The sequence below is a fragment of the Leptospira fainei serovar Hurstbridge str. BUT 6 genome (assembly GCF_000306235.2).
In the GTDB taxonomy this organism is placed as follows: Bacteria; Spirochaetota; Leptospiria; order Leptospirales; family Leptospiraceae; genus Leptospira_B; species Leptospira_B fainei.
This window is the reverse complement of the sequence record NZ_AKWZ02000010.1, coordinates 675,284-698,881: the sequence shown is the minus strand read 5'-3', so window position 1 is coordinate 698,881 and position 23,598 is coordinate 675,284. Positions and strand designations below refer to the sequence as shown.

At 44.5% G+C, this 23,598-nt stretch carries 20 protein-coding genes and 1 riboswitch; of the genes, 11 read left to right on the top strand and 9 right to left on the bottom strand.

The features are described 5' to 3' along the window. Positions 1-52: 52 nt before the first annotated feature. Positions 53-577, bottom strand: a complete 525-nt coding sequence (locus LEP1GSC058_RS12390; protein WP_016551042.1) for a PadR family transcriptional regulator — start codon at positions 575-577, stop codon at positions 53-55. 84 nt (positions 578-661) lie between these two features. Beyond that, positions 662-2,302: a 2,3-bisphosphoglycerate-independent phosphoglycerate mutase gene (gene gpmI / locus LEP1GSC058_RS12385; protein WP_016550983.1), complete on the bottom strand. Its 1,641-nt coding sequence runs from the start codon at positions 2,300-2,302 to the stop codon at positions 662-664. Positions 2,303-2,544: 242 nt separating this feature from the next. Between gpmI and LEP1GSC058_RS12380 the strand changes: the two genes are divergently transcribed. Both LEP1GSC058_RS12380 and LEP1GSC058_RS12370 read left to right on the top strand, forming a co-directional pair. Further along, entirely contained in the window at positions 2,545-4,581 is a 2,037-nt protein-coding gene (locus LEP1GSC058_RS12380; RefSeq protein ID WP_016549985.1) for a hypothetical protein, read from the top strand. A 679-nt stretch (positions 4,582-5,260) separates the two neighbouring features. Next, positions 5,261-6,301, top strand: coding sequence for a DUF1554 domain-containing protein (locus tag LEP1GSC058_RS12370; RefSeq protein ID WP_016550784.1), 1,041 nt, complete (start codon positions 5,261-5,263; stop codon positions 6,299-6,301). A 19-nt stretch (positions 6,302-6,320) separates the two neighbouring features. On the opposite strand, the gene LEP1GSC058_RS12365 is transcribed toward LEP1GSC058_RS12370, so the two are convergent. Together LEP1GSC058_RS12365 and LEP1GSC058_RS12360 are read right to left on the bottom strand one after the other, a co-directional pair. Then, positions 6,321-6,773 carry an AgmX/PglI C-terminal domain-containing protein gene (locus tag LEP1GSC058_RS12365; protein WP_039948356.1) on the bottom strand — a complete coding sequence of 151 codons (453 nt, stop codon included), beginning with the start codon at positions 6,771-6,773 and terminating at the stop codon, positions 6,321-6,323. A gap of 12 nt (positions 6,774-6,785) precedes the next feature. Continuing rightward, positions 6,786-8,432 (bottom strand): FG-GAP repeat protein, encoded by a 1,647-nt coding sequence (locus LEP1GSC058_RS12360; RefSeq protein WP_016550769.1) that lies wholly within the window; start codon positions 8,430-8,432, stop codon positions 6,786-6,788. A gap of 249 nt (positions 8,433-8,681) precedes the next feature. On the opposite strand from LEP1GSC058_RS12360, the gene chrA reads away from it, so the two are divergent. Next, complete coding sequence (chrA, locus tag LEP1GSC058_RS12355; protein ID WP_016549951.1) at positions 8,682-9,884, top strand: chromate efflux transporter; 1,203 nt, start codon at positions 8,682-8,684, stop codon at positions 9,882-9,884. Positions 9,885-9,940: 56 nt separating this feature from the next. Here the strand turns inward: chrA and LEP1GSC058_RS12350 are convergent, their stop codons facing one another. The 4 genes from LEP1GSC058_RS12350 to LEP1GSC058_RS12335 form a co-directional block, all read right to left on the bottom strand. Continuing rightward, positions 9,941-10,642: a universal stress protein gene (locus tag LEP1GSC058_RS12350; RefSeq protein WP_016549966.1), complete on the bottom strand. Its 702-nt coding sequence runs from the start codon at positions 10,640-10,642 to the stop codon at positions 9,941-9,943. Between the two features lie 10 nt (positions 10,643-10,652). Further along, complete coding sequence (locus LEP1GSC058_RS12345; protein ID WP_016549485.1) at positions 10,653-12,818, bottom strand: cation:proton antiporter; 2,166 nt, start codon at positions 12,816-12,818, stop codon at positions 10,653-10,655. A gap of 129 nt (positions 12,819-12,947) precedes the next feature. After that, positions 12,948-13,077: riboswitch (cyclic di-AMP (ydaO/yuaA leader) on the bottom strand. A gap of 103 nt (positions 13,078-13,180) precedes the next feature. Then, positions 13,181-13,498, bottom strand: a complete 318-nt coding sequence (ppnP, locus tag LEP1GSC058_RS12340; RefSeq protein ID WP_016550218.1) for a pyrimidine/purine nucleoside phosphorylase — start codon at positions 13,496-13,498, stop codon at positions 13,181-13,183. Between the two features lie 71 nt (positions 13,499-13,569). Continuing rightward, a complete protein-coding gene (locus tag LEP1GSC058_RS12335; RefSeq protein WP_232224689.1) occupies positions 13,570-15,321 on the bottom strand; it encodes a methyl-accepting chemotaxis protein in 1,752 nt (583 codons plus the stop codon). Positions 15,322-15,690: 369 nt separating this feature from the next. Between LEP1GSC058_RS12335 and hrcA the strand changes: the two genes are divergently transcribed. The 6 genes from hrcA to LEP1GSC058_RS12305 are packed head-to-tail and all read left to right on the top strand — an operon-like array spanning position 15,691 to position 22,055. After that, positions 15,691-16,719 carry a heat-inducible transcriptional repressor HrcA gene (gene hrcA, locus LEP1GSC058_RS12330; protein ID WP_039948355.1) on the top strand — a complete coding sequence of 343 codons (1,029 nt, stop codon included), beginning with the start codon at positions 15,691-15,693 and terminating at the stop codon, positions 16,717-16,719. Between the two features lie 14 nt (positions 16,720-16,733). After that, positions 16,734-17,414 (top strand): nucleotide exchange factor GrpE, encoded by a 681-nt coding sequence (grpE, locus tag LEP1GSC058_RS12325; RefSeq protein WP_016550519.1) that lies wholly within the window; start codon positions 16,734-16,736, stop codon positions 17,412-17,414. Positions 17,415-17,449: 35 nt separating this feature from the next. Then, on the top strand, positions 17,450-19,378 hold the full coding sequence (dnaK, locus tag LEP1GSC058_RS12320) for a molecular chaperone DnaK (RefSeq protein WP_016550690.1): 1,929 nt from the start codon (positions 17,450-17,452) through the stop codon (positions 19,376-19,378). Positions 19,379-19,385: 7 nt separating this feature from the next. Then, on the top strand, positions 19,386-20,504 hold the full coding sequence (dnaJ, locus tag LEP1GSC058_RS12315) for a molecular chaperone DnaJ (RefSeq protein ID WP_016550354.1): 1,119 nt from the start codon (positions 19,386-19,388) through the stop codon (positions 20,502-20,504). 27 nt (positions 20,505-20,531) lie between these two features. Next, positions 20,532-21,491, top strand: a complete 960-nt coding sequence (locus tag LEP1GSC058_RS12310; RefSeq protein ID WP_016549621.1) for a Gfo/Idh/MocA family protein — start codon at positions 20,532-20,534, stop codon at positions 21,489-21,491. A gap of 9 nt (positions 21,492-21,500) precedes the next feature. Further along, positions 21,501-22,055, top strand: a complete 555-nt coding sequence (locus tag LEP1GSC058_RS12305) for a YqgE/AlgH family protein (RefSeq protein WP_016549458.1) — start codon at positions 21,501-21,503, stop codon at positions 22,053-22,055. On the opposite strand, the gene LEP1GSC058_RS12300 is transcribed toward LEP1GSC058_RS12305, so the two are convergent. Then, positions 22,047-22,445, bottom strand: coding sequence for a GNAT family N-acetyltransferase (locus tag LEP1GSC058_RS12300; protein WP_016550396.1), 399 nt, complete (start codon positions 22,443-22,445; stop codon positions 22,047-22,049). The two genes, LEP1GSC058_RS12305 and LEP1GSC058_RS12300, sit on opposite strands and share 9 nt — an antisense overlap. A 129-nt stretch (positions 22,446-22,574) precedes the next feature. Between LEP1GSC058_RS12300 and LEP1GSC058_RS12295 the strand changes: the two genes are divergently transcribed. Both LEP1GSC058_RS12295 and LEP1GSC058_RS20345 read left to right on the top strand, forming a co-directional pair. Next, on the top strand, positions 22,575-23,069 hold the full coding sequence (locus tag LEP1GSC058_RS12295; protein WP_016549723.1) for a DUF2721 domain-containing protein: 495 nt from the start codon (positions 22,575-22,577) through the stop codon (positions 23,067-23,069). 100 nt (positions 23,070-23,169) lie between these two features. After that, positions 23,170-23,439: a hypothetical protein gene (locus LEP1GSC058_RS20345; protein ID WP_408605702.1), complete on the top strand. Its 270-nt coding sequence runs from the start codon at positions 23,170-23,172 to the stop codon at positions 23,437-23,439. Positions 23,440-23,598 lie beyond the last annotated feature (159 nt).

Sequence of the window (23,598 nt, the reverse complement as noted above, 5' to 3'; positions counted from 1 at the left end):
ATATAGTGATATTTTATATAGTACTATGCTGTATAGTAGATGGCCAAAAAAGCTACTCTTTTTTGAATTCACGAATCGTTTGTTCAATCCAGTCGGATAACGCGCTAAATGTCATCCGATACTGTTTTATGATGGTTTTTACCGGAAATGGAGCTGTTTTCATATCTTTTTCATGTTCCAGAATCCATTCTTTCCATCCAAAAATCTGCTTTTTTAGGGTAAGGAGAGTCGCCAAACCTTCCTCTCGGTCGAGTCGATCCAAATTTAGAATGACCGCGTTAAAATCGATATAGAAGGGCTGTATCTTCGATGAGAAATTCCGAATTAATTCGTAGAAATATTTCTTGCCGGCTGCATTGATCGAGTAGATCACTTTTTCGGGATTTTCCCCTTCTTTTTCGGTTTTTCCCGTCAAGTAACCGGCTTGAAAAAGCCTCTTGCAACTTTTGTAAATCGCAGGGGTACTTATTTTGATCATTCGATCGACTTGATCGTTCTCTACGTAATGTACGATCTCGTACGCGTTCATCGGCCGCTTGATTAGAATGCCTAATATGATTAAGTCTATCGTTGACATTAGTTTTATTTAAGTCTTACAACTGAGGACTCGGAAGATTATAAAGACTTCAATTCTTTTTCTTTTCTATTTTCGAGAGACCGATCATTTCGTTAGTAAACTTTCGTGGTATCCTTCCGGCGTTTGGTATCCCATGATATCCAACAAAGTGGCGGCTACATTTGCTAATCCCGCATTCGGAACATTTTTCTTGAGTGAAAGTTTTCCGTTAGGGTCTAAAATGCTAAAAGGAACCGGATTTAACGTGTGGGAGGTTTTTGGAACCGGATGTCCGGCATTGTCCTTTTGAACGTTTCCTTTTTTGTCCAACTGGTACATTTCGTCCGCATTCCCGTGATCTGCGGTAACTACGAGAACGATTTCCTGCTTGGAGCATACGACGGAAAGTCGCTTCATACATTCGTCTAGAAATTCCATCGCCCGAACGGTGGCCGTAAAATTCCCGGTGTGACCTACCATGTCTCCGTTCGGATAATTGACCCTGTAGAAGTCATGTTTGTTTTCGGAGAGTACTTTCTCCAATTCTTGCGTGATTGCTTCCGCTTTCATATTCGGTGTTTGATCAAAAGGAATAACGTCGGACGGAATCTCCTTATAATCTTCCTTTGATACATCGAAATGTCCGGATCGATTTCCGTTCCAAAAGAACGTAACATGCCCGTACTTTTGAGTTTCGGATAACGCATATTGTAAAATGCCGGAGTTTGCCATATACTCGCCTAGCGTTCTATCGATCGCCGGCGGCGTGACTAAAAATCGTTCCGGCAATTTTAGATCTCCGTCGTATTGCGTCATACCCGCGTAGCAAACTTCCGGTAGCGGTCCTCGATCGAACTTATCGAAATTCTTTTGAGTGAATGCCTGGGAGATTTCGATGGCTCTATCTCCGCGAAAATTCGTAAATACAACCGAATCACCGTCGACGATTTGGCCGACCGGTTTTCCGTTTTCCGATATCACGAAAGACGGAAGATATTGATCGATTACCGTCGGATCCTCGCTTCTGAAAGTTCGGATGGCCGCCTCGGCTCCGGGAAATTGTCTGCCTTCGCCTTTTACATGGACTTTCCATCCAAGCTCTACCATAGACCAGTCCGCTTCGTAACGGTCCATCGTGATCGTCATCCTTCCGCCGCCCGATGCTATTTTAATATCCTTCCCGTTATTTCGGAATTCGGTTAACCATTTTTCGAACGGGACTAAATAATCCAATGCGGACTTTTCCGGTACGTCTCTTCCATCCAATAGAATGTGGAGCCGAATTTTTGGTACTCCGACTTTAATCGCGTTTTCTATAAGAGCCTTCGTGTGATCGATATGAGCATGGACATTTCCGTCCGAAAAGAGACCGATCAAATGCAACGTGGAGTTTTTAGTTTTGCAATTCTCCACGATTTCTTTCCAAGCCGAGCCTTCGAATAACGACGAGTCGGCGATCGAATTATTCACTAATTTCGCGCCCTGATCGAAGATTCTTCCGCAGCCGAGTACGTTATGACCGACTTCAGAATTTCCCATGTCCTCATCGGAGGGCATTCCCACTGCGGTTCCATGTGCTTTTAAATGAACGGTCGGAGCTTCGTTCCAAAGCTTGTTTAAGAACGGAAGTTTTGCAGCTGCAATCGCATTTCCGAATTCCGGGCCCTTAGGAGAGTAACCGACACCGTCTAAAATAACTAATAATACTTTTCTGGGAATAAAAGGAGATTGTTTACTAAGTTGCATTCCAACTTCCAGGAAAGGCTTTCAATCGACCCCGTCAAGAGGATTAGTCGACATCTAGTGACATAGATACTTCTATCTAGCGGCTAGTTAATGAAAATCAGGGCAAAAATAAGTTTTTGGTGGAAGCGGCTACCGTGCGGGTTATGATGACGGCAGATTCTGTAGCGAATGTCTAAGCGAACCTATCCAAAATTCCTAGGGATTATAAAATCTGAAACAGCAAACAGGATCGGACTTTCATTATGACTGTAAAAGATTCGAGACCGTTAGATCCTAATACGGGGAGTCCTCTTCTCCAGAGCTTTTTACGGGTTAAAAAGCTGAATGAAGTCGTAAGCTATTACATGAACGACAAGGTAACGCATTCCTTGTATAAGGCGATAGCTGCAGCCACTTCTTATAAAAACGCAAAGTCACGCCATTTATTCGAACCCCATAACCGGGTCCAGGAAGCCGGCGAGCTGACTCCGAAGGAAATGGAGCTTCATCTAAAACGGCTTCTTGAAGATGGAACCGTTTCGCAAATGGCTTATTTCATGGGTGATGAATTGGAGCAGCAGCCTGCACCTAAGCCTTGTTTTGCGGCGTTTCCCGAAGGGGAATCGCTCGATCTAAGTCGAATCTATTTGGAGCTGCTGGATGTATCCGTTATTTCTTTGATAGGATATCTCGACCGCAAGCCGGAACTGACAAAGTCCGTTGTATGGGAAAATCTCGAAGCGGACTGGGAAACCGGCGCAAGGAAAGAAAAACCCTTTCCTCAACTTTTTCTTTATCTACGAGAATCGTTTCACGATGAAAAATTTTCCATTCCTCCGAGTCCGGAATTCGTAAAAGATTTTCTTTTTGAATTAGAGGACGACCTTACCAAGAAAGGAAGGGTCGTCGACATTCCAGGTTACGGTCTTTTCAGTTTAAAAAACACTAAAGAAGCAGTGCAAATCATCGAGTATATCGATGACTTTATTCAAACGAAAGGTATGAAATTTCTTCGGCATGTACTGTCGGACGCGTTTCAAAGAATAGCGATGGAGGAAAAATTCCATTACTCCGATCCTTCTCGTCCAGAAACCACCAAGTTTCGCGTAGCAAGGGCCGAGTCGTTTTCACAAGCTTTGCAGTCGGGGAATCCCGGGCCGGCAAGTCCGGGTATGTTGGGAGTAATTTTAATACGGACTTTGGCGGAAATTGCGGAAAAGGAAATGCTGAGACAACATTCCGAAAAAGAGAGGAATCAATTTCAGGAGATTAAGCGTAGTTTATTAGCGGAAGCGGTTCGTTGGGATCGTAAGGTCTTATTTCTTCCGGATAAGGAGTTTCGGTATTTCCCGGACGATCTAAAAAGGATGTTACTGGACGATCTCGAAATTGCTTACGCGACTTGGGAAGCAAAAGGCGGTACGATCCATGCGTTCCTGCATAAAAGCCCAGAAAGTGTGAGACAGATTATTTTGAGTCTGAGCGGCGCTCACGTCGTCGAAGTCTGGAAAATTTTATGCATTCGTCAGTTAATCGAAGCAAACGAACCTCAAATTAAATCGGTCTTTAAGGAATCCGAATTCGTAAAAGCGTACGGAAAAGTATTACGAAAAGGTTATATGGAATATTTTCCTTGGTTTTATCCGATTTTGGATCTGATCGGTATCGGAAGAATTTTTCAAGATTTCTTTTTTTCACAGGCGAAAGATAAGATTCGCGTTCAACAGAATTTTTTAAAAGGTAAGAATCTCGAAATCGCCAAAAAAGACGAACAGGCAAGAGTTCAAGAAAGGCTGAAAGAAGAAGAGAAAATTCGCCATGCCGATGAACGATCTAAACTATCATCTTTTCTGGACGAATACTACTTTAAAAAGAAGAATCCGCCTTTAGCGGCGGATATCCAAGCGTTAGCATCCGAATTCTCTGCGGATTTTTTTTATCAAATTCTCGAAAGGGAAAAGTTCGTCTTGCTTACTTGGGAAGGCAGCAAAGAAAAATACGATCAAATTCTCTGCTATTCGAGCGATGAATCCTTCCGAACGAAGGCGCGGGAAATTCATAAAGTTTTCTCCGAACGAATAGAATTTTTGCAAAATAAGATTCGAACTGGCGAGGAAGACGATTCTAGAGTTCGTATTGCAAGAGTTATAAAATATATCGATACTTGGTTTTCTTCCAATAAGGGACATGAAAAATCCACGTCCATTTCGACTAAGAGCGGCGGGGACGAGGACGGAGATCCGTACGAATCATTTCGAAGAGAAATTCAAAAACTTCGACAAAAAGCTCCGGCAGCATAGACCGGCTTTTGTAAGAAAACCGAATATCTTAATATCGGTCGTCGAATATCTCGGCAGGCGATTCCTCAGGATAATTGTAAAGATTGGACTTCGAACAGTTCGGGTGACACCGGTAAGGCGGGTTTAGCATCCGCGGCAAACGGCCAATCAGTGAATAACGGGATTTCGACCTGTAATACTTCGTATAACTTGCTTTGCGTTAGATCCCCTTAATATATGCGAATCCGGGTAAATTTAGATTCGAATTTTGTATTTTTATTTTCCTGCCAGCTAATCCGACTAACGAGGATAATCGAATTTAGATCAAGTTCTAAATTAAAAAATCTATCTTCTCAAAAATAGGTCAAAATTTTATTCCCTGAGTTGTATTGTTTATTCTAGGGGAAACCCTAAAGCGAAAACAATTGGAGGTAGGTTATGAAAATCACCGAAAAAGGGGTTTTTCTTGCTACTATTCTCAAATCTTTTCTATTGCGTCCGAATCCTATAAAGACCCGAAAGTTTGATCCGGATTTGGGCGGGTCAGCTTCCAATTTGCCGTGGTCCATTTTCTTTTTCGGATCTGCAGCTTCCCTAATAGTATTTAATATACATCCTTATTTCTTATGTGCGGGAAATCTATTTCATTCGGTGACTGAAAGGCTCGAGCCGGTGTCAGGATCCTTCAGGAGAAGCTAAAATGAAACTATACGATTTTAAAACCCTGGGGCTCCTTATTTTATATGCCATCCTTTCGGTTCATTGCAACCAAGCAAAACCGATGCAGCTGGATTCGAGTAAAAGTCCTTTGGGAGCCTTTTTACCGAATATTATTTTTGCATTAAGCGTAACTCCGATTCAGTTTCAATCTTCGGCTACCGTCACTGAAAACAGTTCTTTAGTGATTTCAATCGCTTCGACCGAAAAATTGGATTCTCCAGTTACCTATAACTTAAGTTTTAGCAGTCCGATTATGACTATCTCGCCTAGTAGTATTACTCTTTCGTCTTCGAGTCCGAGCGCGACGGTTACGGTCACTCACGGAATCGATAATGATTGCCTAGACCAGAATTACCCGTTAGTCGCTATTCAAACCGACAAAGGATTAAGTCAAACTCTTCAAGTCGGAACGGCAGATATCGATAAATGTACGTTTGTGGCAACGAATCAAGCTCAAGGTGGAATCGGGTATTTCGGAACCTTTGGCGGCGTTCCCGGAGCCGATGCAATTTGTGCATCGGAAAAGCCTGCTTCATTGCCGGGAGCCACGACTAGCTACAAGGCTTTAATCACCGTTCAGACGGGTACGGTTGTAAGAGCGATTACTTCGACTGCGAATTGCGGACTTCCATCCACACCTAATTGTAATAACAATCATAATTGGGTTTTAGCAACGAATACCCGCTATTACGGCAGCGACGCCTTAACGCTTCTCTTTAAAACGCACGCGCAAGCTCCTATCTTCTATTTTACTTCCGGGAATTTAACGAGCCCTTTGGGAATGGGAGCGAGCGGAGGAATTTGGACCGGTTTAAAGTCGGATTGGACAGAAACCGCTTCTTACCAGTGCATGGCTATCGTCCCTACATACGAAGAGTGGTTTCCAAATCCATATTCTTATTATATAAATACCGCGCATTATGGAAGTCTATCGGCTGTGGATTCCACCTCTTTAGATACAGGAACTGCCGCTACCGATTGCACGACCGTAAGAAAGAATCTGTTTTGTATTCGGCAATAAAATTTGTCTTTTAAACGAGTTATCTCTTTTCGAAAGAAAATTTATGAGAAACATATTTTTCGACCGAGGGAGGAGGAAAGATCCATAAAGAGATCTTCTCCGTTAGGCATGTTTTGAATTTTTCTTCCGTAAAATTAGACCGTACAATTTCAGGAATCAGTACGTTTCCGTAGATATCGATTCTCCAGTCGACTTGAGTTATTCCTGTCGTAGCCCTCGGCCTCGTCTCTAGATATTCGTTGTAACATTCCTGAATTTTTCCGGAATTCTTTAGAATCGTGTTTTTTACTTCGTTTTTGAGGTAAGGATCGTTTCCATTCATGGATTTACCGAAATTCATTTGTAGTTTATGCAATTCTTCTAATAAATCTGCGTGAGACTTTTTGAATTGATACACTTGAAAACCGAAAAGAATAAAAAGAAAGAACCCGACAATAAGGCTACCCTTGAGCAAAAAAGTTTGATTTATCATTTCTCCTCCCGCTTATAACCCGAACACATATACGGCTCCATTATTGGCTCCGTTTTTATTCGCGGAACTTAAATCGGCGCCATTAATAATCCAGTTACTGTTGCTTCCTTCGGCTAACGCGCCCGCTATGATCGTATTTCCGGAAATTGCCGTTGCTCCCCCGAAGAAAATTCCATTCGTATTGTTGGAAGGTTTTAGATAATCTCGGTGGGACCATTGAGTTCCGGATTTCTCGAATACATAAGCGGCTCCGTTAAAAAATCCTTCTCTATTCGTTGAATGTAGATCGTTGCCGTGAACGATGGAATTGGTTGTGCTCGTTTCTCCCGGCGCTCCAACGACGATGAGATTTCCGAAAATCCCCACCGAACCTCCGAAAGCATGTTGATTGGACGAATTCGGCGCTTTCAAATATGCTTCCTGGTTCCAAGTCGTTCCTACTCTCTCGAATACATAAACTGCACCGTTATTCGAACCTAAGTTGTTTGTGGATCCGAGATTTGGTCCCTGGATGATCGTGTTCGTATCGCTGGATTCGAACGGCGCACCTACGGCGACGGTATTCCCCTTGATCGCAACGCTACTTCCAAATAAGTCGGAGTTCGACGTGTTAGGCGCTTTTAGATAAGCTTGGTGAGTCCAGGTTGTTCCCGATCTGACGAATACATAAACTGCTCCATTGCCGCTTCCGTTTTGGTTGGTTGCGGATAAATCGGTTCCTTGGATGATCGAAGTTGTGGTGCTACTTTCCATTTTGGCGCCGACCGCAATGGTATTCCCGTCGACGGTGACTGAGTTTCCGAATGAATCAGAGTTAAACCCGTTAGGAGCTTTCAAGTAAGCTTGGTGAGTCCAAGTCGATCCGTTTCTTACAAAGACATACGCGGCTCCTACATTACTTCCGTTATCGTTCGTAGAACTTAAATTGGATCCGTTAATTATCGTCGTCGTATTACTGTCTTCCCCGCTGGATCCTGCTACTACGGTATCCCCATTAATTGCGACCGCGGCTCCGAACTGATCCGAGTTGGACGCATTTGGCGCTTTGAGATAGGCTTGGTGTGTCCAGGTTGCGCCGTTTCTTATGAAAATATACACTGCGCCGGTATTATTGCCACTGTCATTCGTGGAGCTTAGATTGGATCCGTTTAGTATCACCGTCGTATTACTATCTTCTCCACTTGCTCCTACTGCGATGGTCTCTGCGTCGATTGCAACGGAAGTTCCAAAATTATCCGAATTGGATGCGTTAGGCGCTTTTAAATATGCTTGATGAATCCATTTGGGACCCGATCTCGTAAATACGTACGCCGCTCCGGTATCATTTCCGTTATCGTTGGCGGCGCTTAAATTTGAATCTTGAAGAATAGAAGTCGTATTGCTATCCTCGAAAGGCGCACCGGCCACGATCGTATCTCCGTCGATTGAGAGCGAGTATCCGAATTGATCGTTATTGGACGTATTAGGCGCTTTCAAATACGCTTGCTGCGAGAGGCCTAACGTATCCTGAATAGGCAAGGAAGAAGCTGGTAGAAGCCCTAAGAGTAACCATGCTTGATTATTCTGTTTTTTACAACCTGCAATACAAACGAGAGCGAAAAGTAATGGAACGAACATTCCAAAACTTAGATTTCTTTTCCGTAATGAGTCAAGATTCATAGATTTACAAATATCCTAAAAAAGGATATTTGTAAATCTTAGTTTCTCTTTTTGGCAAGAATTTTTCAAAAATCACCTTGTACTTTCATTTTTTCATTTGAAAACGGTGTATTAACGCTTTGGAATCTTTTTTAGCGGTTTCCTTTCGTTTTTCGATTTCGAGTTTGAACGGAGGATATTTGATCAATTGTAAAAAAAGGGAGTCGGAAAAGGATAGTCAGTCTGTTTTGATCCTCATTTTAAGAACGTATGTCGACTAACCATCGGGACGGCGATCTCAGCAAAATTTTGGATATTTTTCTCGTTTCCTTGAAATTGGGCCTAACTTCCTTTGGCGGCCCGATCGCCCATATCGGGTATTTTCATCGAGAATATGTCGTCGTAAAAAAATGGTTGGATGAGAAAGCGTATACGGATCTTGTCGCGCTCTGCCAATTTCTCCCTGGTCCGGCGAGCAGCCAATTGGGTATTGCAATAGGAACGATTCGCGCCGGAATCGGAGGGGGAATCGCGGCTTGGTTAGGTTTTACGGCGCCTTCCGCAATTGCGCTTACCTGCTTTGCCTTTCTCTTATTGCGATACGATTTCGGAAATGCGATCTGGATTCACGGTTTGAAGGTTGTGGCCGTGTCGGTAGTGGCTCATGCGATTTTTTTAATGTGGAAGAAGCTGATCACGACTTGGAATCACACTTTGATCGCTTTGTCCGCGGCCGTCATCTTATCCTTTTGGCAGACCGCCCTTAGCCAAATCGTTCTCATTGCCGCAGCAGGATTTCTAGGAAGGTTTCTTTTCACCGAATTAAAAGTAGAGGATGTGCCCGCGGTACAAGTGAATGTGAAGAGATCAACCGCCATTCTATGTCTCGTCGGCTTCGTTTTCTTTTTGCTATTCTTCCCCGTGCTCCCCCTGCTAACGACAAGCCCTTGGGCTTCTTTAGCGGATAGTTTTTATCGATCCGGTTCGTTAGTCTTTGGGGGAGGTCACGTCGTCCTGCCTCTTTTGGAGAAGGAATTAGTTCCTAACGGTCTGATTTCCGAACAAACTTTTCTTGCCGGCTACGGTGCCGCTCAGGCTGTTCCCGGACCGCTATTTACTTTTGCCAGTTATTTGGGCGCCACTATAGACGGGGTTAGGGGGGCTTTCATTGCGACGACGGCTATTTTTCTTCCGGCGTTTTTATTGATTCTGGGTTTTTTACCTTTTTGGAATACGATTCGTAAAAATACGAAAATGCAAGGAATGTTAGCCGGGATTAATTCCGCAGTCGTCGGAATTTTGCTCGCCGCTCTATACAATCCTCTTTGGACTTCCGCGATTCATTCGGCTTTGGATTTTACCGTCATGATTGCGCTTTTTATACTGCTTGCTTTTCGGAATGTGTCGCCCTGGGTGATCGTTCTTTTAGGGATTGCCGCGAGTTATGCGTCGAAATTGAATTCCTTGTTTTAGAATTCGAAACCGAGTCGTCGAAATTGATAGGATGGATTCCGCTTTGTTCGAATCTTTCAGAAACTTCTTCGTAAAATCAAATACGAGAGATCCTTTTTAGCCAACAAAATAGAATGAAAGGATTTATACGTTTCGTAGTCCAGGATTGCGAGATTCTTCTTCGTATCCGGCGCTAGGGAGAAAGGCAACCACGGACGAAACGAATGGGAGCCGCGAAGTCCGAAATCTTCCTGTCTAGAACCGGAAAAGACAGGGATGGGATTTTTCAAAAATGAAGAAAGGCCTCGTAATAAAGGGAATATTGCGGCAGATTCCAATCCGGGAGCTAAGACGACAGGCTCGATCGGTGAGTGCAGGCCGTTATCGGCTAACACTGCTACGTCGATCGATGAGAGCTTCCGTAAAACGTCCCCGACTTTTCCTCCCAGGAGGCCTTCCGAAAACAAAGAACGAGCTGCACCTAACAGTAGTAAGTCGATTTCTTTACTTTTTGCAATTTCAACAATTCCCGGCACGACCCAATCCGACGGAAAGCCGACAGTTTCAAATTGGAAATCACAACCTGCAGCTTCTTCCCGTACTGCTTTGAAAATCTCGTCTTCCTCCAATCTAGGAAATCCTTCGGTTTCGGATTCCACGGAAACTACGTGAAGAGCTATTATGGAAAGCGAATCTTCGGCTTGGGAAAAGAGAGCTCTTGCAAGCCCGAATAGTTTTGCTCCCATTTTCGGGTTTGCGAACGATACCAAAACTTTCATTTCCCCTCCGCTAACTAGTAAGAATCAAGATACTCGGAAACCGAGCCGCTAATTCCGTAGATTCTATTTCCCTATAATAATCCCAACTTGCTATGATCAAATCGTAAGGCGTCCAGTCTTCCTGCATAAGTTCGGACTCGGGTTTTTGAAGTAATTTCACCCGATATCGTGAACTTTTCTTCGGTAAGCTAATCGCCCATTTCGGAGCCATGCCGTCGGTCCATAGGATTGTGCTCTCTTTTCCGGAAAGATTCGAGAAAAACTCGAAATATTCCCGTAAAAAAGCGTCCCGATTTCCGGAAAACAGAAAGAGGAGCCTGCGCGCATCCTTAAATCCGCGATCAATTAGTATACCGACCGGAAACGGGGAATTTTCGACTATAAACCGAACTCGGCCGACGGTGTCCTTTTTGGAGAATATGGAATGAGCTCTTCCTATCAAAAGTAGATTCGGTCGAACTTGCCTAGTTTGATTCAGGATTTCTTTTGCTACCAGCGATGTGTTTTTATAAATTCGTTTGAAATTCCATCCCAGCTCGCCCCCTTTTTCCTCTAATGAGGCGAAAACCTCCCGCTCTATCGTTTCCGCTTCAGTGGGAGTCAAATCTCCGCTGGAAGTCACATGCAGTGCGGTAATTTCGGTATCCGGATTTTTCTTCTTAGTGTCGGGAAATAAATAAGACACTAATTCCAAGAGTCTGGCTCCGGAGCTAGGCGCCGCAAAGGAAAGTAGGATTTTTCTTTTAGCGCTCGAAGATTCGACGACCTTAGAAAAGAATTTAAGATCAAGTATATCTAATATTGGACCGGTCATAAAGGTAGTGGCTAACGCCATCAGAACCATCATTGCGAAGATTTCCTTGGATAATATTCCTAGATCGTAACCGATATTCAATACGACTAATTCCATCAGTCCTCTTGTGTTCATTAGGGCGCCGATAGCCAGACTATCTTTCCAGTTTTGTCCGACTAACTTGGCCGCGACAGTGCTGCCTATAAACTTGCCGGCAATTGCGATGCCGATAACTCCGAAGCAGATCCACCAAAGGTTCCCGCTATTTAACAATCCAATTTGCGTTTTTAGTCCGGTGGAAACGAAGAACAACGGAAGCAATAAAAGTAAGCTAACATCTTCGATCTTTTCCGAAAGCATTCGCCTGAATTCCAATTGCGGAGGCATAATCACTCCGGCGAGAAATGCTCCGAACAGCGCGTGAATGCCGATAGCCTCCGTCGTGTAGGCAGAAAGAAGCCAAATCATAAATACGAACGCTGTGATCGGACGTCTTAATGCTTCCTTACTTGGATAGATCGAGGAAATTTTTTTCATTAACGGACGAACGGCGAAGATCATTATGATAACGTAAATCACCGCTAATACCAACGTAACGATCCCTCCCGCGAACGTTCCTGCCTGCGCGATTGCGACCACTCCCGCTAAAATACACCAAGCGGTAATGTCATCCGCCGCCGCGCACGTAATGACCAAGGTTCCTAGAGGAGTTTTCGTAAGTCCTCTTTCTTGCACGATTCTAGCCAAGACGGGAAAGGCGGTTATACTCATGGCGATTCCCATGAACAATCCGAAGACCAAAAAGGAAATTCCCTTAGGAGCTAAATCTCCGTACAAGGTCAACGAGTAGGCGGTTCCTAGAAAAAACGGGAATAGAATACTCGCATGACTGACGACTATCGCATCGTGCGCTTTTTTCCCCAATACGCTTAAATCCAATTCCATTCCGATCAGGAAAAGAAAGAGAAGAAGTCCCACGTTGCTCAGAGCTTGAATAATCTTTAAGGACTCTTTCGGAAATAGAAAGCCGCTGGCTTCCGGCCAAAACATCCCAAGAAACGAGGGTCCTAAAAGAATTCCGGCGATGATTTCGCCGATAACGGAAGGCTGACCTAAAAAAGCTAATACGGATCCTAAAGCTCTTGCCGTTCCTAAGATGACAAGTAGCTGCAAAATCAGCATTGCTACGGGTTGTTTAAGATTCTTTCCTAGTTCGGATAGAATTTCAAGGGGTGTGACTAGTCTTTCGCTTCCTCCGTTAACCGAAGGAAGAAGATTCGTTTCCAACGATTTTCCTAGACCGAGAGAAACAAAAATCCCTAATCCGAAGATGATTAAAAAGAAAGCATATACAAGTACGCTTCGAACCGGTCTCTGATTCATCCGGCGATCCTCCGATATTTAAATTTTCTTCTGGATCAAATCATATACGGAGCTGAAGGTCCCCGCACTTATGATTCGGACCAAAAGATAGTTTGAGTAGGAAGAAGTCCGGAGGAGAAACCCTCCCGATCGTCTTCTCTCCATGCCTGCGAAGTTAGCTGACGGGCTGGGATTGAGAGATATCCCCCGCATAATTGCGGTTAGCCCCGAATTTTGGTTCCTCCGCTCCGAACGAACTCGGATTAGGCAGACTCGGCATTACGAATACGATAGAGTCGATTTTTTGTCAACACGATCCTATATAAGAATCCGCAAATTGGTCGACTCGTGAAGCGCTAAACGAATTAAGAATTTTGGGAGTTCTATTCTTTGAAATAGGAACAGCAGTAATCGCTGACGCTTTTCACCTTTAATTTAAATTTGGATTTGGCCGGAACTTGGAAGGATTGCCCGCTTTTGATTTCTTGCCAATTTTCGTTTCCCGGAAGTAATACCTGCAAATCGCCTTCGGTTATTTCCATGATCTCACGATCGTCGGTTCCAAACTCGTAATCGCCGGGCATAAGTATTCCAAGAGTCTTTTTTTCGCCGTTAGCAAAGAGGAGAGTGCGGCTGGTCACCTGTCCGTTAAAATATACGTTTGCTTTCTTGAGAACCGTCACATTTTCAAACTGCTGCATTTATCCTAATCTCGTTTATCATTAAATGTTAGTTTTTATTCAAAGAATTAGAATGCATCGAAACGATCGATCTAATTTTTCAAAAGCCATTTAATCCCTTCTTCTCGGCTTCCTGCATTGTACATCCGGATGTTTCCAGATTTCATCGATTTATTATCTATAGACATTGCCGCGAGGGCCGATTCGGGAATAACGAGCGCTATTTTACGCAGACTGGATTGGTTCGCTTCAGGAAACCAAATTTCGTTTACCCATCGTTGTCCTTCCGGCGATATGATTCCTATTTGTCTCGTATCGGCCATCCAGCGAGAAATTCCGTGTCGTTTGACCGAATCCAAGGCCGTAGACAATATCTCCTTATATTTTTCGTCGCTATATCGGGGAGTCCACACGACCTCCAATAATTCCTGTTTTTTTACATAATACACGCTTCCGATTTCGGACCTAAATTGCAACTCGTACGTTCGATCATCACGCTCTGTGCCCAGATTCTCATTCAATTCTTGAAATTCGGGGATCTTAAATAATTCGACTATTGCACTCAATCGATGTGCGGTATTCGCGATGTCGGTAATTTTCTGCGCAAGTAAATCACTACTTTCGGAGTTGTTCACCGCAAGATTTCCTATGGAAGAGATCGAAGTTACGACTTCGCTTGTAGCTTCGTTGTGCTCCAAAACCGCGTTTCGGATTTCTTCCGAACTTCCTCGGACGAAATCGGCTTCTTTTAAAACCGCGTTTCTAAGCTGCTGTTGAGCAGCGACGGCATGAAATACTTCCTCCATTTGCTTTGAGATCCGATCGATCGTGCCTACGATTTCCTGAATTTCCCGGGTCGTCTCTCCGATTCGTTCCATTCCCTGCTGCATATCATTTCGGTTTTTCTTTACCAACTCGCTGATTCCTCGAATACTCCTCGCGGTTCTATCTGCTAACTTGGAAACTTCTTCGGCGACTACTGCGAATCCGCGGCCCGCATCTCCCGCTCTTGCCGCTTCGATAGCTGCGTTTAGCGAGAGCATATTAATTTGTTCGCTTATGTCGGCGATGGTACTCACGGTTTTTGAAATTTCCTTCGAGCTAGTCGCTAAATTATCCATAGCCCCGTTCATATATTGGAGGGAATTCTTTCCAAGTTCCGCTCGCCGGGAAATTTCTTTAAACGAAGTTAGGATTCCTTCCACTTCGCCTCTAGTTTTCTCCATCGCAGCCGAAAGCTTCTCGACCTCGTCGATTAAACTTCCCATACTTTTGGAATTTTCGCGGGTGATACCGGATATCGAAGATGCAACGCCGGAAATTTCCTCGATGGATGCGGAAACCTGCTCGGTCGCTGCAGATTGCGATTGAATGTTCGATCCGAAATTAATGATGACGGTTTTCATTGCATTAGAACCAGAAGCTAGTTCCAGCGCCGAAACTCGAATCCGATGTATAAGTTCCGCTTGCCCATTCAGCATTTTGTGGAAGCTTTCAAAAAAATCGAAAAGTAGATCTTTGGAATTCGTAGAAATTCTTACACCTAAGTTTCCTTCGCTAACGTCCTTGAAAGCATTTTGAAGTTTGGAGAAAGTATCGGCTAACCGAGAGCCTGAGAAGATTCCCATAGCGAATGAGAAAATGAGTAATGCTCCTCCCGAAAGTATGATTGAAGTTCTAATATTCTCTTTTGCCAAAGCCCCTAACGCGTATAAGCCGGAAAGAACCGTCACAAGTAGAATCGAACCGAAAATAGAATATGAAATGAAATAGTAGAATCTGAGTTTTGCGAGCATGCACTTCCCCTTAAAGCGGTCTTTCTTTTCTTTAAGATGGTATTTCATTCTTCTTGAGTGTTTCTGACGAGAAGATAAAATATAAACGTAGGCGAATGCCAGTTAATGTACGGTTTTGCGACGTTAGTTTGAATTGAAGGAATCGATTCGAATCGAAAGGGTCCGATTGAACTTCGACTTCCGAAGAGATATCGGGATTCGACAGGAGTTTTGTCCGAACCCTTTTTTAGGAATTATGTCATTTTCAACTTTCGATCGGGTCTTTTTGGGCTAAATTATAGGTAAAAAATTCTCCCGCCCCTTGATTCAATCTAGGGCGCCTCTTAAATCCAAAAATCTTGACTTTTTTTGACGTTTCTTGGAAACTTGAATCAAGGATTAGCACTCTAATGAACAGAGTGCTAAAGAGAACAAGATATGGAACTCTCCCAGCGACATAGGATGATTCTCAAGGCCACTGTGGACGAGTTTATCGTGGAAAACCGCCCGGTCGGCTCAAAAACCTTGTTCGATAAGCACGATATAGGCCTATCCCCGGCTTCGATTCGATCAGTTTTGAAAGAACTGGAAGATATGGGCTATTTAGCATCCAGACATATCTCCGGCGGAAGAATTCCGACCGAGAGAGGATATCGTTTTTACGTGGATTCATTGGTCGTTCTGTATGAGCTAACGATTAAGGAAAAGCAGCGAATTCAGGAGGAATACCTGAAAATGCAGTTCAAACTGGACCAAATACTTAGGGCGACTGCGAGTGTTTTGGCCAGCCTATCCAATTCGGCGGGGGTTGTGCTAGGGCCGGCGAAGAGTTTAGATACTCTGAAGCATGTCGAATTGATCCATGTTCACGGTGATGAAGTATTAATGATCATGGTTATGCGTTCCGGTGCGGTAGTGAATCGGAACGTTTTCTTGGATAGGAATTATAGTCAGGAAGAATTGTATCAGATCTCGAAATATCTGAACGATAACGCGAAAGGTTACGACATGTTCGAGATCCAAGAATCGGTTATTCCGAATCTTTTGAAGCGGAAAGACGGGCCTGAAGATTTTTCGAGAGTTTCGGGAGTCCTCTCCGCAGCGATGACCCCTGATAATTCCGAAGTGAGCGTTTATATAGACGGTTTAAAAAATCTTTATGGAAGGTTCAGAGACGAGGACGAGAAACTCAATCAGGTTCTCTCCCTCTTGGATGATAAGCGATTTTTGCGGGAAATGTTCGGTGAATATGCCGATCATGACGGAGTCTACACGGTCATCGGCAAGGACGGGGACGGTTTGATGGGCGGGGTAAGCATTATTACTTCGAGCTATCGAATGGGAGAAAAAAGGATCGGTTCTATGGGAATTATAGGACCACAGAGAATGGATTATAATCGAGCTCTCCCGCTCGTGGACTTCACGTCCAAGCTAGTCTCTGAAATGGTAACGCGAATTAGTAAATAATTAGGAGTATCGACGTGGAAACGAAGGAACAAGAAATTGCGACTAATGGATCCCACGGCGCCCCGGGAGACGCGGAGTCGGGGTCCGAAAAAGCGCGGAACGAAACTGTACAAGGAAATGGGAAGAAAATGAATCAGGAAGAAACCCTGGCGGGTTCGGTTGAAAACTCTGCTAATCAGGAAGAGACTGTAAAAGCGGAGGCGGAAACCACCCAAGATTCTCTTCAAAAAGAATTGGAAGCTGCCAAAAAAGAAATAGAATCTCTAAAGGATTCTTGGGCTCGAGAAAGAGCGGAGTTTCAGAATTATAAGAGAAGGACTGCGCAAGAATTTTCTAATATTAAACGGGAAGCTGTGCGGTCGATGGTTGCGGGTTTTTTGAATCCGATCGACAATTTAGATCGAGTCGGTTCTACGACCACCGTCACCGAGGAATTAAAACCGTTCGTAGACGGCGTCGCTATGATACTAAAGGAATTTTACTCGGTATTAGAAAAGTCAAATGTATATCGCTTTTTTCCTCAAGGCGAACCTTTCGACCCCACAACGATGGAAGCGTTATCTTCCGAAGAAGGGGATCAGTATGCCGAAGAAACCGTGGTAGAGGTTTACCAGGCAGGTTTCTTCCTGAAAGACAACGAGGAAAAGTTTTCTTTGAGACCTGCAAGGGTCCGAATCGGGAAACCGAGAGCTTAAACGAAATTTATAGGGACAAGTAAGGAGATACCATCATGTCAAAGGAAAAGATAATCGGAATCGATTTAGGAACCACAAACTCATGCGTAGCCGTTATGGAAGGTGGAGATCCGGTAGTTATACAAAATTCGGAAGGAGCGAGGACGACCCCGTCCATCGTTGCTTTTACTGCCAAGGGAGAAACTCTTGTCGGCCAGTTTGCGAAGAACCAAGCGATTACGAATGCAGTTAACACGGTTCGTTCAGCGAAACGATTTATAGGTCGTAGATTCAACGAAGCGGAGCAGGAAATGAAACACGTTTCCTATAAAGTCATTCGCAGCGGAAACGACGGCGTTAAATTTGAAACTGCGACCGGCGAATTTACTCCTCAGGAAATCTCCGCTCGTGTTTTGCAAAAAATGAAGCAAACCGCGGAAGATTATTTAGGACATAAAGTCACGAAAGCCGTTATTACTGTGCCGGCTTATTTTAACGACGAACAACGCCAGGCGACTAAAGACGCAGGAAGAATCGCCGGGTTGGAAGTGGAACGTATCATTAACGAACCTACTGCAGCAGCTTTAGCTTACGGATTTGATAAGAAGAAAAGTAACGCGAAGATTGCAGTTTATGATCTCGGAGGCGGAACCTTCGACGTTTCTATTCTGGAATTGGGCGACGGCGTATTCGAAGTTAAATCCACGAACGGCGACACTCACTTAGGCGGAGACGATTTCGACATGATCATCATGGAATGGATGATCGACGAGTTTAAGAAACAGTACGGAATCGATATCTCTCAAGATAAGAATACCGTCCAGCGTCTAAAAGAAGCGGCTGAGAAGGCTAAGATCGAATTATCGGGAACGATGTCGACTCAGATCAATTTGCCGTTCATTACCGCCGATGCAACCGGTCCAAAACACTTGGATATGAATCTGACTCGCGCCAAATTCGATCAGCTGACTCGATCGCTGGTTGAAAGAACCAAGATTCCTTGTGAAAACGCTCTTCGCGACGCCGGTTTAAAGGCGAGCGAGGTCGATGAAGTGATTTTGGTGGGAGGATCCACTCGGATTCCGGCAGTTCAAGAGCTGGTGAAAGCGATCTTCGGAAGAGAACCGAATCGTTCCGTTAACCCGGACGAAGTCGTAGCGATCGGCGCCGCTATCCAAGGCGGGGTTTTAGCTGGAGAAGTTTCCGATGTTCTTCTTTTGGATGTAACTCCTCTTTCTCTAGGGATTGAAACCTTAGGCGGAGTTATGACCAAGCTCATCGAGCGTAACACGACGATTCCTACTAAAAAATCTCAAGTATTCTCGACGGCAGCGGATAATCAAAATGCGGTCTCGATTCACGTCTTACAAGGCGAAAGAGAGATGGCTAAAGATAACCGGACTTTGGGTAGATTCGATCTGATCGGGATTGCTCCCGCACCACGCGGAGTTCCGCAAATCGAAGTTACGTTCGATATCGATGCAAACGGTATCGTTCACGTATCCGCAAAAGATCTTGGAACAGGAAAAGAGCAAAAGATTCGTATCGAATCTTCTACAGGCTTGTCCGAAGATGAGATCTCCAAAATGGTGAAAGATGCCGAGGCGCATGCTGCTGCCGATAAAGCTGCTCGTGAATTGGTCGAAGCGAAGAACGAACTTGATACCCTCGCATACTCGCTCGAAAAAGCGGTCGCAGATGCGGGCGATAAATTAGGAGCGAGCGAAAAGCAATTAGCTACAGACGAAGTAAAACGTGCGAGAGAGGCGATTGAATCCGGCGACATAGCAAGAATCAATGCAGCCAAGGACTCGGTATCTAAAATCGCTTCGGAAGTCGGCTCCAAAATTTATGCGCAAGGCGGACCTGCAGAAGGTGCCCAGCCGAATGCAGAAAACGGTTCACAAGCCGGTGAGAAAACTCAAGAGAACGGGGAAAAGGTCGTGGACGCGGACTATACCGTGGTAGACGATGAGAAAAAGTAAATAGCCGATGAGTGAAAGAAGTTACTATGAGATACTAGGCGTATCCCAGGGCGCGACCGATGACGAGATTAAAGCTGCGTATCGGAAGCTAGCCATTAAATATCACCCTGATAAAAACAAGGGTGATAAGGCCTCCGAGGAAAAATTCAAGGAAGCCACCGAAGCATACGAAGTTCTTCGGGACCCAAAAAAACGTCAGGCCTACGATCAGTATGGCAAGGCGGGTGTAGGTGCCGGAGGACCGGGTTTTGGCGCAGGTGCCTATACGGATTTTTCCGACATCTTCGGAGATTTTGGGGATATCTTTGGCGACTTCTTCGGCGGTGGTCGACCGGGCGGCGGCGGTTCTAGAAGAGGGGGCCCTCAACGAGGGTCCGATCTTCGCTATAATCTAGAGGTCTCTCTAGAAGACGCAGCCTTGGGTCGTGAATACAAGATCGAAATTCCTCGGTTAGAAACCTGCACCGACTGCGGTGGTTCCGGCGCGAATAAAGGGAGTACACCTGCCACGTGTCCGGACTGCGGCGGATCAGGACAGATTCGAAGATCCCAGGGCTTCTTTTCCGTTGCAACTACCTGCAGTACTTGCCGCGGTAAAGGAACGATCATTTCCAATCCATGCAAGACCTGTCATGGACAAGGTCTGGTGGAAAAGAGACGCACAATCAATATTAAAATTCCCCCCGGTATTGAATCGGGAAGCCGCTTGAAGGTAACGGGAGAAGGCGAAGCTGGCCCAGGTGCCGGACCGCACGGGGATTTGTATGTCGTTACGCATATTAAGAAACACGAGTTGTTTGAACGCCAAGCCAACGATTTAATCTTAAACAAAAAAATCAGTCTGACTCAGGCTATTTTAGGCGGGGATATTGAAGTTCCTACCATAGATGGAAAGAAAGTTAAAATGAAGATTCCGGAAGGAACCGAGTCAGGCCAAGTATTTAGGTTGAAAGGTCACGGAATTCCTTATTTAGGCGGCTATGGTAAAGGCGATCAACATGTCATTGTTCGAATTGAAATTCCTAAGAAGCTAACAAGACGGCAGCGGGAACTCATCGAAGAATTTGCACGAGAATCTGGTGAAGGACTTCCGGGACCGAAAGGCAAGATCTTCTCCAATAAATAAATAGAACACCTAGGAAAAGGAAAATTCATGACCGATAGAGTCAAAATCGGTGTCATCGGCACCGGTCATATGGGCCAGTATCACGTGAACGTGGCTAAGACCTTGGGCGACGCTGCTCTTGTCGGAATCTACGATGCGGACATCGAACGAGCGAAACAAATGGCCGAAAAACATAAAACCGCGGCCTTTTCGTCGTTAGATGATTTAATCAAGAATGTGGAATCCGTCATTGTGGCGGTTCCAACTTTCCTTCATCATGAGATTGCAAAGAAAGCTTTACTAGCGGGAAAGCATGTTCTTGTTGAAAAGCCGATTGCCGAAACGTTGGAACAAGCGAAAGAACTCGTCGAATTATCCACAAAGAACGACCTCGTACTTTTGGTGGGTCACGTTGAGCGATTTAACGGGGCGGTATTGGAACTCGGAAAAATCGCCACAAACCCCCTTTTGGTCGAGTCAAGAAGATTGGCGCCCTTTAATCCTCGTATAAAGGATGTTGGGGTTGTATTGGATATGATGATACACGATATCGACATCGTTTTGAATCTAGTAAAGTCGCCGGTAAAACATCTCAGCGCCGTCGGAACGAAAGTCGTTTCCGAGCATGAAGACATAGCGGCAGTAGTCCTACATTTTGAAAACGGAACTATCGCGAATATTTCCGCGAGTCGTTGCACTCAATCCAAAATTCGAACGTTAAACGTTACCCAGCAAGACGTATACATTACTTTGGATTTTTCCGATCAGGAAATAGAACTGCATCGTCAAGCTACGTCCGATATTCTGTTAAGAACCGGCGAGATAAAATACCGTCAGGAATCCATCGTCGAAAAGATATTCGTTCACAAAGATAATCCGCTCAAGCAAGAACAGGAACATTTCGTGAAATGTATCCGAAAAGAAACCGAGCCTATCGTATACGGTCAATCCGACATACAAACTTTGGAAATCGCCTACCGGATCCTGAAAGAAATTCATAATAATTAAAAATAGATTATGGAAAATAACTTAGGCGGCAAAGTCCTTATCTCGAATTCGTCCATCGTAACGGATTATTTTAATCGTACCGTTATTTTGATGGTGGAACAGGATCAAGCCGGCGCGTTCGGTTTGGTCTTAAATAAAAAAATGGATGTTTCCTTAAACGACGTAATTCAAGGGATACCGGAAAGCGTCGATGGAACACTTCCGTTATATTCGGGCGGTCCGGTGGATCCTACTTTCGTTTCCATTCTGCACGACAATCCGAAATTGAAGCAGCCTGGAGTGGAAGTCATTCCCGGAGTATATTTGGCGAGAAGTTTCGAAGCTTTGGTAGAGCTTCTAGAATCTCCGACGAAGACTCGCTTTAACGTTTATCAAGGATATTCGGGGTGGGGCGCCGGCCAGTTAGATGGAGAAATGGAACGAAAATCTTGGGTGGTTCATGAACCTAAGCCTGAGTGGATTTTCACCGCCGACCCGCAAACTACCTGGCAGGAAGCCCTACGGAGTAAGGGCGGATTGTATAAGTATTTCGTGGAGCATACGAAAGATCCTATGCTAAACTAAAATCCATCCTTCCGGATGCCGTTCGAATCCTAGATGCGGATAATAACCGATTGCGGAGGGAGCGGCCATTAGGACTATTTTGGCCTTTTCGTGAATGGACGATTTCGTTTTTTTAATAAGTTCCTTACCTATCCCTTTTCTTTGATGCGTTTCCCGGATGGCCAAATCCGCCAAATATAAGACGTAAGTAAAATCGGTTAGGCAGCGAGAAATTCCGACGAGTAGATTTTCGTCCCAAGCAGTCCAAATCAAATTCGCATTCTCCAACATCCCGCGAAATCTTGCCTCATCTTCTATAGGTCGGCGCTTTCCTAACGAGCAGGATTCGTACAAGTCTCGAAATTGTTCGAAGGAAAAATCTTTCCCTTGCAGATATCGAATCGTTGTCATAAGCGAATGCTATTTCCTTTTATGAATTTACTATCCGATTTAATTCCGATCCTTATTCGGGATATTTAGACGGAATTTGAAATCGGGATTAAGGTGGACAAACCGGACCGTTAGAGTGAATTCAGAGGCATGTTTCCATCTTTACCCGGTTCGGAAATCCTCGCCGGAATGATTACGCCGGCCGTTTTAATTTCCGCAAGCGCAAGTTTAATTTTTTCGACGGCAAATCGTCTCGGAAGAATTTTCGATCGAGTCAACCTGCTAAAATCAGAAATCGAATCTCTCGTCGAGGGAAGATTGTCCTATCCGACGGAAAGGCTGGGATATCTGAAATCACAACTAAAGATCCAAAGAAAAAGAGCGGGATTGATTCAGCGTTCAATGGCCTCGTTATATATGGCCACTTCGCTTTTCGTCACTTCAAGCCTAAGCCTTGGAATCATTATGGCGTTTCGCTCAGAACTTGTATGGATTGCGACGGTCGTCGCGCTTTTAGGCGGTGTATTTTTGTTCTTAGCAAGCGCACTTCTTTTATACGAAAGTCGGTACAATCTGCGGTTCATCAGCGGACAAATCGATTTTGCGGAGTTTTTGGAAGATAAAATAGGTGAAAAGAAGAAGTGATTTGAAAGTGGAGCCAGGCCAAAACTTGACAAATCTTTCCGATCAAATATCTTAATCCGATGAATCAAATAGGAAATCCGATTTGAAAGTTAAGTTTTTTATACCTCTATTCGTTTCTCTCTTTTCAACCCTGTTTTTTGTTTCACCAATTTCTGCGGACGGTTGTTACTTGTGTGCGGTCGGGAGTTCCGACTCTTGTCGGGATTATTGTAGATTCTCCGGAGCGGAATCTTTTGACACGCGTAAGAAATGCGAGAATAAAGGTTGTAAAGTGACCGGAACAGCTTCTTGCCCCACAGCTTCTAACTCGAAGGTTTGTTCTGCGATTCTCTCGGATAGTACTGTGGATCGAATTTTCGCTCTGCGGTAATTTTTTTGCGGTCCCCACCCTTTTTGGGCGGGGGCCGGATCGGCGGAAGTACCGAAGCGAGTCAAACTTCGGTTAATATCATATAATTCTTTTTTTTGCAATGCGTTTTTTTGGACTCCATATGTTGGAGCTCCCACGCAAGGAAAGGAGCTTTCTCTC

Bases quoted from the DNA above. Each gene is read 5' to 3' on its own strand.
- LEP1GSC058_RS12390 (WP_016551042.1), bottom strand. From the start codon at position 577: ATGTCAACGATAGACTTAATCATATTAGGCATTCTAATCAAGCGGCCG.
- gpmI (WP_016550983.1), bottom strand. From the start codon at position 2,302: ATGCAACTTAGTAAACAATCTCCTTTTATTCCCAGAAAAGTATTATTA.
- LEP1GSC058_RS12380 (WP_016549985.1), top strand. From the start codon at position 2,545: ATGACTGTAAAAGATTCGAGACCGTTAGATCCTAATACGGGGAGTCCT.
- LEP1GSC058_RS12370 (WP_016550784.1), top strand. From the start codon at position 5,261: ATGAAACTATACGATTTTAAAACCCTGGGGCTCCTTATTTTATATGCC.
- LEP1GSC058_RS12365 (WP_039948356.1), bottom strand. From the start codon at position 6,773: ATGATAAATCAAACTTTTTTGCTCAAGGGTAGCCTTATTGTCGGGTTC.
- LEP1GSC058_RS12360 (WP_016550769.1), bottom strand. From the start codon at position 8,432: ATGAATCTTGACTCATTACGGAAAAGAAATCTAAGTTTTGGAATGTTC.
- chrA (WP_016549951.1), top strand. From the start codon at position 8,682: ATGTCGACTAACCATCGGGACGGCGATCTCAGCAAAATTTTGGATATT.
- LEP1GSC058_RS12350 (WP_016549966.1), bottom strand. From the start codon at position 10,642: ATGAAAGTTTTGGTATCGTTCGCAAACCCGAAAATGGGAGCAAAACTA.
- LEP1GSC058_RS12345 (WP_016549485.1), bottom strand. From the start codon at position 12,818: ATGAATCAGAGACCGGTTCGAAGCGTACTTGTATATGCTTTCTTTTTA.
- ppnP (WP_016550218.1), bottom strand. From the start codon at position 13,498: ATGCAGCAGTTTGAAAATGTGACGGTTCTCAAGAAAGCAAACGTATAT.
- LEP1GSC058_RS12335 (WP_232224689.1), bottom strand. From the start codon at position 15,321: ATGAAATACCATCTTAAAGAAAAGAAAGACCGCTTTAAGGGGAAGTGC.
- hrcA (WP_039948355.1), top strand. From the start codon at position 15,691: ATGGAACTCTCCCAGCGACATAGGATGATTCTCAAGGCCACTGTGGAC.
- dnaK (WP_016550690.1), top strand. From the start codon at position 17,450: ATGTCAAAGGAAAAGATAATCGGAATCGATTTAGGAACCACAAACTCA.
- dnaJ (WP_016550354.1), top strand. From the start codon at position 19,386: ATGAGTGAAAGAAGTTACTATGAGATACTAGGCGTATCCCAGGGCGCG.
- LEP1GSC058_RS12310 (WP_016549621.1), top strand. From the start codon at position 20,532: ATGACCGATAGAGTCAAAATCGGTGTCATCGGCACCGGTCATATGGGC.
- LEP1GSC058_RS12305 (WP_016549458.1), top strand. From the start codon at position 21,501: ATGGAAAATAACTTAGGCGGCAAAGTCCTTATCTCGAATTCGTCCATC.
- LEP1GSC058_RS12300 (WP_016550396.1), bottom strand. From the start codon at position 22,445: ATGACAACGATTCGATATCTGCAAGGGAAAGATTTTTCCTTCGAACAA.
- LEP1GSC058_RS12295 (WP_016549723.1), top strand. From the start codon at position 22,575: ATGTTTCCATCTTTACCCGGTTCGGAAATCCTCGCCGGAATGATTACG.